This is a genomic window from Prevotella jejuni (genome assembly GCF_900187995.1).
Taxonomy (GTDB): Bacteria; Bacteroidota; Bacteroidia; order Bacteroidales; family Bacteroidaceae; genus Prevotella; species Prevotella jejuni.
The window spans coordinates 1-10177 of record NZ_FZNZ01000055.1 but is presented as its reverse complement, the minus strand read 5'-3'; the positions used below and the strand labels follow the sequence as shown (position 1 = coordinate 10177).

Here is a 10177-nt window from a genome sequence, read left to right as displayed (position 1 = left end):
ACATATCTACGAAGTTTGTTCCCTGCCAAATAGATGTTATTTTCAGAGATATCAATGTTATAATATTTTTTGATAGCCTTTCGTGCTTCAGCATCGCTGACGGACTGGTATCCCATTCTTTTGAGCGCATCATAAATAAGTTCTATTGCCAAATCTGTATACTCTACTTGTTTGTCTATAGGCATTACCGTAACTCCATCAAGTCCGACTTCCGCCAGTTCTCTATAGTAGTTTCTGATTGTCTTTTCATTCATACAAATCAAGTCTTTCTGCTTCACATTTTGAACAGTTCCTTTTATGTCTGTAGATTGCCTCTGTCTTACATTCTCTTGACAACTTACATGCGACAGAACTAAAACCGAAATCATAAGTATACATAGAATCTTTTTCATTTTATTTTCTCCCATAAAAATCTTTTAATTGTCCTTTCTTCATTCTTTCTTCCTGTTTCCTTTTTTCTTCTGGTGACATCTTCACCTTATAATATACATAATATGCAGGATTACATCTTTTAGTCAGATCTCCACATTTTCTTTCTGACCTTATTTCAAAATGCAGATGAGGACCACAAGTTCCATCTATAATACCAGAAATACCCGAATAACCAATAACCTGCCCAGCATATACACTACCTTTTTTTACAAGAATGTAACTTAAATGATAGTAGACAAGATATATATGATTAGAATTTTCATCAAATCCTTCACCCTGTTTTTTTCGCCGTCATAGGTTGGATTATAGTCTCTTCTCCTTTGTCTGAAATAGTTTATTTGTTCCTTATCTGTTATTTTTAACACAATGGTCTGTCCTTGTCCTTTAGGAGAATCCGTTATTGATTCTACAATACCATCCAAACACGCATATACATTTGATCCTTCTGTACAAAACAAATCAACTCCCTGATGATAATGTCCATTAGGTCTTTTCGCACCAAGAACCGCATTTGAAGGCTCATTACGTCCACTCTGAGTCCATATCGTTATCTGTGGATTATCCACAGGTTCGTGCCACTTTCCCTGTTTAGGAGTTTGTTTTGGTGGTTCCTTAACATTCCACTTACAATTATCCACAATAAAAGCAACAGAAGTCCTATTAGTAAAGGCTTCTTGTTTCTCTTCGTAGTTCGATTTACCTGTATCTTTGTTTGTTTCTTTCATTCCAACAATTGTAGAAATACCTGTTGTGTTTTTATTCCCATTGCAGAGTCTGTACATATCTGCATTTTTCCATTTGAAAAAAGCCATGGAAGCAACCACTGCAAGTTCGAAATTTTTGCCAACTTGATCTGATTTCTCTATACTACTTGTGATATCGCAAGAATAACCTATATCATGCAATATTTTTTCAATTGCAGTATAGCAACTTCTACCAGTTAATTGTATTAATCCTCTACCTCTGAAGTGCCATCCGTCATTTGGATATTTGTTTCCCAGTTTTTTTCCCTTGCTGAACTCATAAGAATATGCATAGTTTGCTATCTTTATCTGGTTTTCTTTAGAAACAGCATTCGTTTTGGTTGATTTCTTTTCCGCACGTCCCCATTGTCTTGCATAAAATCTTCCTTTATCTGTTCTGAAGGCTGATAATTTGGTTGGTATGATTTCCCAATAGTAATTAAAGGACTCTCCCTTCTTTACGTCAAGTTTACCTCCTGTTTCTTTATAGGCTTGAGCAAAAAAATGTGCTTTAATCCAACACGTATCCATCCTTAACTCTTTCATATAACGAGTATAAATTCTTGCAACAGTTGATAATTTTTCAGATGACACTCCCTTGAAAATTTTCTGTAGTCTTGGAAGCATATCTGTCCATTCTTCTCTACAACGTGGACATCCACCCTTTTCAGGCTCGGTGCGATTAACATTCGCCTTGCTGGGTTCTGCCTTTGGCATGGGGATATGCCGCTTGACAGAGAAAAGAACTTCCTTCCCTTTAAGTATGTATCGTTTGGTTTCCTTTGAGGTCTGTCTGCCAGTATTATTATTTACATTTCCGTTGGAAGATTGATTACTACTGAAAATCCATGAGACAACAACCTTGTAGGCTGTACCTTCCTTGTATGGAGGTGCTGCCAACGTCAAAGAGAACTTATAGACACCCGTACTATTGACAGGGCAACTGGTACTATATACAGGTGATGGTTTAGAATTTTTCTCTTCTTGATAGCCTGTTTCGTGCTTATATACATCCAGACGTATCTTGCCAGTTTCCATATTGGCAGTAGAGACACGCACGTATACCGTACTCCCACTGTCAGCAATACCACCCTGCAGTTTTTCTTTGCAGTCAGAATCTTTATAAATGATTAGGCTGCGGAACTCTATCGTGTCATTGAATAGGATAGGGTGCTGTGAAGCCTTTGTTAGGTTTTCTATCCAATGTCGAGAACTCAGTTTCAGATATATCCTTATTTTCTGTCCATTGCTGAAACGCTTACGGTCTTCTATTATTTTCTTTAACTGGTCGCTTGAAAGGGAAAGGGCTATCTTTACTTTTCCTGCAGCAGACAAGGTTATTGGAGTAAGGGCGGATAGATAGGTTTTTCCCTCATATCCATTATAATAAAAGCGACAATTGACAGATATACCCTTACAGCCCGGCAAAGATACATGTGCAAACACTTTATTACGCAATCCGATGTAAGTAACAGGCTTCCCGTTTTCGTCCTTCCATTCTATACTTTTGAACTTGGAGTAGGATATGGTTATCCTAACCACACCTTTGCCTTTGGGTGAGCCTGGTTTATGAACATAAGCGTATACAGAGGAGACTCTGTATATCTGTGTACCTTATTATGTAAGAACTTTAGTTTATCTACATATTTTAGAAGAACAAAAAATCATTAAGTAAACGTTTTAAACTATCATTAAGTGCATGAGGCATCCAATTATTCTCCAGTTTGCGAAGCCTTTACGGAGAAATCGTAGTCCTCATAAATCTTATCACAGATTTCCTTAAATCCTGGCAGTTTATAATAATGATGCTTTTCCAGATTATCTCTGAACTCATTATTATAATACAGCTCATTGGCAAAGCCTGTACTCCCAATCTGCTGATATCGAAGACGGTCTTTATATAAGTAATATCCCAGATAGGCAGCAGCTTTGTATCGTTCCTTCCACGTAAAGTGCGCCATCCAATATGGACACCCCGCCTTGTCTTTTTTCAAGAGATAATCAATATATGTTTCAAGAATTATTTGCCATTTCAAATTTTTATCATTGGCTGGTAACTGAAGTATAGTCTTCATTAACCCCTCTCGGATTTCTATATGAGGTTCTTTGTCATATACCTTACGAATAAACGTATTTATTAATCCAGAAACATCTTCCACATTGGTATATTCGTTCGATATATCCTTTAGTACCAGTTCATTGATAGCTTCATTCGTATCATATCCATAAGATAGAAGCAAATCTTTCAAAATGTCAGGATTATTGTGTAGTAGCCAGGCGAAACTCGCTTTGCTATCATTGAACAAAAATCTATTTAGATGTACAATCTCATCACTTAAATGAAACGTTATTTTACCCTTATTATTCCTCAGAAAGGAATCCAACATAGGTTTTGGTAGGCAGAAATTATAGCCCTTGACAAATATATTACTGATAGGAGCGTATCGAATATATTCATGTTCTTTTTTGTCAATACCGTCTTCTGCTATGTCATCAGTCCATCCCTGCATAATTGTCGGTGAGGAAAAATAGTGTTTATATTCATAGATATAAGGCTGTTTCTGCCTTTGCTCGGGAGCAAGACCTAACTCTTTCAACTTTTTGTTGTACAAAGCAGAAGATACAGGTATAAAACCACGCTTCGCCAAATCGTTGAAAGCATAAGGTATCAGGATGTTGATATATCGTTCATCAATACGCACCTCATCCTCTTCTTCATCCTCAGAGGATGATTGCAGGTAAGAAGTCTGATAGACTTTCATTAGCGAGTCCATTCCTTGAGAGTTTATGGGTAGAATCATATCCTCTGGAATTCCTATTTTCTTACATAGAGACGAAGAGATTGAATCTTTCTCCTGTGTTGTATGCACTATCTTCATTTCTGCACCTTTCTTATTTGTACAACTTATACATCCAATTGACACAAAGGCCAATACGTCTAAAAGAAAAAACTTTATTATTACCATAGAATTACTTATAACCTTTTTTATTTCTGTTACGCTGTATATTCATTTCAGCTTCTGTTAATTGATTTTTCTTTTTATAATCTAAATAGAGTGCTGGATTTACACGTCCTGCTAAGCCATGAGGAAAAGAATTAACTGATTTTATTTCAAAATGAAGGTGAGGGCCATGAGTACCTAATTGAATACCGGTAATACCTGACTTACCAATCACATCACCTGCATTTACATCTTGACCTTCATTCACTAATATTTCACTCATATGATAATAAACAAAATAAATTTTATCTGAATTTTCATTGAATCCTTCTCCCTCCAAATATTCTTTAGGGTCTATCTTTTTATAATCATTACGCCTCCTCTTTCTGAAGATCTCTATCTGAGATTTTTTAGAAACTTCTATAACAACATATTGATGACCAGCCTTACCTTTGTTCCTTGTAATAACAACTTTTCCTGACAAACAAGCATAAAGATTTGACCCTTCAAGTGCGAATAAATCTATTCCTTGGTGAGCACGTCCTCTTGTAGTCCCAAATACTTGATTTGCAGGATTATCATGTCCATTTTGAGTAAATACAGCAATTTGAGGATTATCAACAGGATCATGCCATTGCCCATCTTTTGATTTTTTATTTTCAGAAAGGTTACATTGATCAATTACAAAAGCTTTAGAAGTTTCTAAGTTAAAGGAGTTTTGTTTTCGTTCCCAACTACTTGGTTTATTTTTTTCTTTTATATTCTTCCCAACGGCTTTTGAGAAACTATTTGTATTTCTCACTTTATTACAAAAAAGCTGTGGATTCCCTTTCAAACAAATATATACATAACACATAGAGGCTAACGTCGCAATCCGATCATCTCCATTAATTGTATCTGCGCCGTTCGTCATTATATCAACATTTAATTTAAACCTTGTATTGATTAGATGTTGTATTTTACTATAGTTTTCCCTACCCGTTATTTGTACAAGGCCGCTTCCCCGGAATCTCCACCCATCTCCAGAGTAATAATCCCCATTACCGTTCTTATTAGCATACGCAATGTTTGCAAGAACTATTTTACGTTCCTGAGTGTCAGTTATAGAATAAACCTTATCAAGAGTCCTTTTCATCCCATCTTTGTATATTCTTTTTCCATTTTTATCTCTGTCTGACACCCATTTACCATCTTTAGTCCATCTTCCCTTGAATATTTTGCTTGGAAAAATATCCTCAAATCTTTCTCTTTTATAGTTCATATTCTCAGAAATGTTAAGAGTATACCCGGTTTCTATAGTAGCTTGAGCAAAGAAATGTGCTTTTACCCAACACGTATCCATACTCAAAGCTTTCATATGTTCAGTGTAGGCTTGTGCAACCGCCTTTAATCTATTAGGTGATACTTTTCCAAAAACCTGTTTTAGTCTTGGAAGCATATCCGTCCATTCTTCTCTACAGCGTGGACATCCATCCTTTTCAGGCTCTGTGCGATTAACATTCGCCTTGCTGGGTTCTGCCTTTGGCGTGGGGATATGCCGCTTGACAGAGAAGAGGACTTCTTTTCCTTTAAGTATGTATTGTTTGGTCTCCTTTGAGGTCTGTCTGTTAGTATTATTATTTACATTTCCGTTGGAAGATTGATTACTACTGAAAAGCCATGAGACAACAACCTTGTAGGCTACACCTTCCTTGTACGGAGGCGTTGCCAACGTTAAAGAGAACTTATAGACACCCGTACTATTGACAGGGCTACTGGTACTATATACAGGTGATGGTTTGGAACTTTTCTCTTCTTGGTTGCCTGTTTCGTGCTTATATACATCCAGACGTATCTTGCCAGTTTCCATATTGGCAGTAGATACACGCACGTATACCGTACTCCCGCTGTCAGCAATACCACCCTGCAGTTTTTCTTTGCAGTCAGAATCTTTATAAATGATTAGGCTGCGGAACTCTATCGTGTCATTGAATAGGATAGGATGCTGTGAAGCCTTTGTAAGGTTTTCTATCCAATGTCGAGAACTCAGTTCCAGATATATTCTTATTTTCTGTCCATTGCTGAAGTGCTTACGGTCTTCTATTATCTTCTTTAACTGGTCGCTTGAAAGGGAAAGGGCTATCTTTACTTTTCCTGCAGCAGACAAGGTAATTGGAGTAAGGGCGGATAGATAGTTTTTTCCCTCATATCCATTATAATAAAAGCGGCAATTGACAGATATACCCTTACAGCCCGGCAAAGATACATGTGCAAACACTTTATTGCGCAACCCAATGTAAGTAACAGGCTTCCCATTCTCGTCCTTCCATTCTAAACTTTTGAACTTAGGGTAGGATACAGTTATCCTGACCACACCTTTGCCTTTGGGTGAGCCTGGTTTATGAACATAAGCATATACAGAGTACGTACCTTCTTTAGTAAAGTAAGTACGTGCTGGAGCTTCTGTCAACCCTTTTGCAATCACACGATTGCCATGACAGACATCCCACTTGACACCAGTCCCCCGCATACTTCCTGCCGTAAGTGACGTAGTGAATAGGAGTTCTTCTTGGTCGTAGGGGGTTATGGTTATCTCCCTCTTACCATTGACAAGAACATTGTTTACCTGTACCGCTGCCGGAACACGTTTGTTCTGACTCTTCTCGTCATCCTGCGGCAAATGCTTCCAGTCTTCTTCTGTAAAGACTGGACTCTTATGTGCCGTACTATTTGCCTTGCGTGGTGAAGAAGAAGGCTTTACTACAACCTGTTGACCAGATGTCTGTATATTGATTCTACCACCTCCAGCCTTACAGGTACCAGAACTCTTGACAGTCAAAGGATACATCTTGCCCTTTATGGCAATCTTGTTATAAGTGTTACTCCAAACGATATTCGGAGAACAAGGACCATTATTCTTTGCTGCACAGCTTCCAAAATTTAAGGACTTTATATCCTTGTCTTGGTCTGTGGCAACAAGTTTTCTTGCACCATTACAGTAGATCTTCTGCTGGCTGGTAACACGGAAAGTTCCTGGTTTGGAACCTTTGTCACATGTGCAAATTGCACTATCTGCAACAATCTCCTCACTGTTCCCAGTCTGTTTACGATTACGGTCTGCTGATGTGTTTTTGCCTGTTTCCATTCTTCTTTATTGAAAGGTTAGACTTATTTCAATATCCTTAAGTATCTGCTCCCGCCCTTTAACCATATAATGACTATATACGGATTGAGGACCTTCTGTAAGGTTGGTTGTCTTCACAATACAATGTTGTTCTATAGATGTTATATCTTCTATTTGAGCCTCACCAAGGAGGGAAATCTTTTCAAGCTGTACTTCATTCTTTTTCAAGTCAGCATTTCCAACAATGTGTAGAGATATTCCTTCTTCTGTGTCCTCAATGGAACAATCTTGTGAGAAGAGAAGCGGTACTCCCAAGGCTACCTCTTCGTGCTCTCTGTATCCTTTCCCTTCTGTGAATTCTATGCCTGACCAGTCGGCTTCCAGCCACTCAGAAAGTACGTAATATCTTTTCATCATGTTAAGTAGCAGGTTCTTGTCATGAACCCTATCAGTCAACAACTGTAGTTCCTTTTCAACCCATTCTCCTTCATACTTGGCATGCAAAAGAAAGAGACTGTCATCCCAGCGTCTACAGAGTTCGCCATGGTCTGAAATCCCGACACATCTCCCCCTGCTGTCCAATTCCAGACATATAGGGTTAAGAGTAGATTCTATATCATGCACAAATGCTGCTGTAGCATCGTCATCATCTGCAAAGGCATGTAGATACACTACAGCTTTGACTTTGCTGTCTTTAGAAAGAGGAGCAAACTCTATAGAAGTATCACATTTTGTCTCACTTACCCCGTCTGGCATAACTTCTGTCCTGACTCCATGCACCTTGCATGACCCTGTCGGTGCTTTAAAAGGAATATACATAGTTTAGAACAGATTTACTTTTTCAGAACTCTGGATGTTGACCTTCTTTGGAGAAGATAGGTCAAGGTCCTCCATCGTACTGTCAATGTTTATTTTCTCTGCCGTCTCCGATATTGTAGATGCCTGAAGATTATGTTCTTCTGTGACCTGTACGTTGGCATCATTAGCAGATAGGACATAACTGTCTGCTGCTATCTCTGTAAGCGATTCACCTGCCTGTATAGACGTACTTTCCCCAGACACACTGGTAATATCCTGCTCAGCATTCATATTAATGGATTCCTCCGCAAGGATGTTGGCATTCTTGCAGTTCACGGTGAATGTCTCTCCTGCATTGATGGTTATATTTCGCTTTGCATTGATAATGATGTCATCTCCTACAGAGTCAATATGAATGGAATTGCCCTTTATGTCTTTGATGGTTATTCCAAGTGACGATAGTGAATCGTTCAACTTTATAGTATGCCCACTACGAGTTGTGAGACTCTTCATGTGATTTCCTTCGAGACCGCCACCACCTGTTGTTCCATTAAACAGGCTGCCCATGACGTAGGGACGAGCGGGGTCACCATGGCGGAAGCCGAGGAGGACTTGGTCGCCTACCTCCGGGATGAAAACAAAGCCACGGTTGCTTTTTACGTCTTTGCTGCCACCACCATCTGGTGTCATCACACGCACCCAACTTGTTCGCATGTTGTCGGTTTGCCAATTCATGCGCACCTGCACACGACCCGCTCCATGTGGGTCGGCATTGCTTAGCACCGTCGCCATTTGTGTTTCAGCCAGAGGCATTTCAACCTTTGGATTTGGCAGACTCATTACAGTACCAGGAATGGCTTTGAAACGGTTTTTGTAATAACAGCTCTCGCTCACTTCATGGGTCATCTCGATGATGATGAAATCACCTAAGCTCTCTTGGGAGAGATTGCCAACTCCCTTTAAGAAAGAACTATACAAACTTATCACCGAACCCACATGTAGCCTTGGGTCCTGACTTTCGGCTGTGACGTAATGTGTTTCAGCCGTCTCGGCGGCCTGTTTTAGGAGTACATAATTCTCAAGATCATCGATAGAGCTGACACGTTGTATAGAGTACTGGCGAGCTGCCTTAGGGTAGGAGGGGAGCGCAGCACGGAACGCATCACCCGCCATCCTGTCATGTCCGTAAGCCTTATCGGGCGTCTTGCGGTCCATCTCACGGTTTGCACCAGAATGGAACGTAAACACCTGTTCTGGACGAGCTAATGTTTGTAGGCCAATATTGAGGGAACTCAGCGACGTACCAAATTCCATCTTGATAGGGTCTGGCAATCGTCTTGGTTTGCCGAAGACAAGTTTCAGACCATCATAATACATCCACTCCTGATACTGTAAGGCAAGACGACGAACGAAATCGAAGTCAGATTCCTCGTATTGGCAGATGTAATCCAACTGTTTCTTGTGTGCCGCATTCAATGCCAACTGCACCTTACCATCACTGCACAGACTCTTTACGACATCACCAATCGACCTATCGTTCCATGAGTAACAGCTCGGTGCCGTCTCCATACGATAAGTAGAGGAGTAGCCAGACACCTGTATACACCCGAAATCGCTACCATCGCGATGCAACTCAATGTTCGTCACTATGCCACAGAAGAATGGTTTGTTCGCAGCCTTCACTATGATATCCTTGCCGAGCCACTCTTTACTACTACTGATGTTATGCACCTGTCTGTTGCCTCCCGACTCAAGGTCAACCGTGAGGTCAAAGTGATGATGTGCACCAGTACTTTGGTCGATACGAAGTGATTTGAAAGAAGAAAGTCCATCCTTTCCTATAGTGATGGAGATGGGATTAAAAGGTATTGCCATTGAATATATTTTTTGAGGTAATTAAGGCTGAAAAGCTTTTTGATAAGATTTGTTCCCTATATATAAATAAGGTGACGACCTCAGCAGCTTATAGGTATGTCCTACTGCGGTGAAATCTAAATAGAAAGCTAAAAGGACCATGTCAAGCACGTAGCCCGACACAGTCCTTAAGTTTCTTAGACCTATGAACGAGGCCAGCGGTTGTCGAGCTCGGCATTACCCACGGTGATATTCTCAGCAGAGAAGGTCATCGCGATGGTCATCGGCGCCTCGTTGTTTACGTC

The 10177-nt window shown here is 39.8% G+C and carries 7 protein-coding genes and 1 pseudogene; all 8 read right to left on the bottom strand.

Annotation, left to right across the window (positions count from 1 at the left end; translation table 11 throughout):
- Nucleotides 1–407: pseudogene (locus CHB62_RS13655) on the bottom strand (hypothetical protein); the annotation flags it as partial.
- The gene (locus CHB62_RS15505; protein WP_368073632.1) at nucleotides 394–648 is read right to left on the bottom strand and encodes a hypothetical protein; all 255 of its coding nucleotides are present in this window, start codon (nucleotides 646–648) and stop codon (nucleotides 394–396) included. The pseudogene CHB62_RS13655 and the gene CHB62_RS15505, both read right to left, overlap by 14 nt.
- A 5-nt stretch (nucleotides 649–653) precedes the next feature.
- Entirely contained in the window at nucleotides 654–2717 is a 2064-nt protein-coding gene (locus CHB62_RS13645) for a hypothetical protein (RefSeq protein WP_089367266.1), read from the bottom strand.
- A 170-nt stretch (nucleotides 2718–2887) separates the two neighbouring features.
- Nucleotides 2888–4054 carry a hypothetical protein gene (locus CHB62_RS13640; protein WP_089367267.1) on the bottom strand — a complete coding sequence of 389 codons (1167 nt, stop codon included), beginning with the start codon at nucleotides 4052–4054 and terminating at the stop codon, nucleotides 2888–2890.
- 91 nt (nucleotides 4055–4145) lie between these two features.
- On the bottom strand, nucleotides 4146–7241 hold the full coding sequence (locus CHB62_RS13635) for a peptidoglycan DD-metalloendopeptidase family protein (RefSeq protein WP_089367265.1): 3096 nt from the start codon (nucleotides 7239–7241) through the stop codon (nucleotides 4146–4148).
- A 6-nt stretch (nucleotides 7242–7247) separates the two neighbouring features.
- A complete protein-coding gene (locus CHB62_RS13630; protein ID WP_089367264.1) occupies nucleotides 7248–8039 on the bottom strand; it encodes a hypothetical protein in 792 nt (263 codons plus the stop codon).
- Nucleotides 8040–8042: 3 nt separating this feature from the next.
- The gene (locus tag CHB62_RS13625) at nucleotides 8043–9893 is read right to left on the bottom strand and encodes a type VI secretion system Vgr family protein (protein ID WP_089367258.1); all 1851 of its coding nucleotides are present in this window, start codon (nucleotides 9891–9893) and stop codon (nucleotides 8043–8045) included.
- A 182-nt stretch (nucleotides 9894–10075) separates the two neighbouring features.
- Nucleotides 10076–10177, bottom strand: a 102-nt coding sequence (gene tssD / locus CHB62_RS13620; RefSeq protein WP_303395903.1) for a type VI secretion system tube protein TssD, incomplete at its 5' end; no start/stop codon positions are given.

Bases quoted from the DNA above. Each gene is read 5' to 3' on its own strand.
- CHB62_RS13630 (WP_089367264.1), bottom strand. From the start codon at position 8,039: ATGTATATTCCTTTTAAAGCACCGACAGGGTCATGCAAGGTGCATGGA.
- CHB62_RS13640 (WP_089367267.1), bottom strand. From the start codon at position 4,054: ATGAAGATAGTGCATACAACACAGGAGAAAGATTCAATCTCTTCGTCT.
- CHB62_RS13635 (WP_089367265.1), bottom strand. From the start codon at position 7,241: ATGGAAACAGGCAAAAACACATCAGCAGACCGTAATCGTAAACAGACT.
- CHB62_RS13625 (WP_089367258.1), bottom strand. From the start codon at position 9,893: ATGGCAATACCTTTTAATCCCATCTCCATCACTATAGGAAAGGATGGA.